The sequence below is a fragment of the Pseudomonas tremae genome (assembly GCF_001401155.1).
GTDB classification, from domain to species: Bacteria; Pseudomonadota; Gammaproteobacteria; order Pseudomonadales; family Pseudomonadaceae; genus Aquipseudomonas; species Aquipseudomonas tremae.
This window is the reverse complement of sequence record NZ_LJRO01000298.1, coordinates 1-365: the sequence shown is the minus strand read 5'-3', so window position 1 is coordinate 365 and position 365 is coordinate 1. Positions and strand designations below refer to the sequence as shown.

Sequence of the window (365 nt, the reverse complement as noted above, 5' to 3'; positions counted from 1 at the left end):
GTGGTAAAACCGCGCACCGTGAATGTAGTCAACCCTTGACCGCCGAAGTTGTTGGCCCGCCCGACGCCACCCGCGTAGTCCAGAGCGTCCTGCAATCGTGTGGAACCGATGTCTTCTACCGCGTCGCGGGTCACAACGCTGACGGACTGTGGCGTTTCATGCAGCGAGGTATCGGTGCGCGTGGCGCTGGCGGAGCGTGTGGCCCGATAGCCTTCGACCGGCCCTTGCGCCGTTTCGGCATTGGCAGCGCCCTGGATGTCGATATTCTGCAACTCTACGGAAGGTTGCCCGGCAGTAACCTGGTCAGCCCAGGCGGCTTGAGAGATCGCTTGAATGACGCAAAGTGAAACGAGAGTACGACGCAT

At 61.1% G+C, this 365-nt stretch carries 1 protein-coding gene; it reads right to left on the bottom strand.

The window, feature by feature from the left end; all coding sequences use genetic code 11:
* A partial coding sequence (locus tag ALO43_RS16860; RefSeq protein ID WP_157062323.1) for a TonB-dependent receptor plug domain-containing protein occupies positions 1-365 on the bottom strand: 365 nt, incomplete at its 3' end.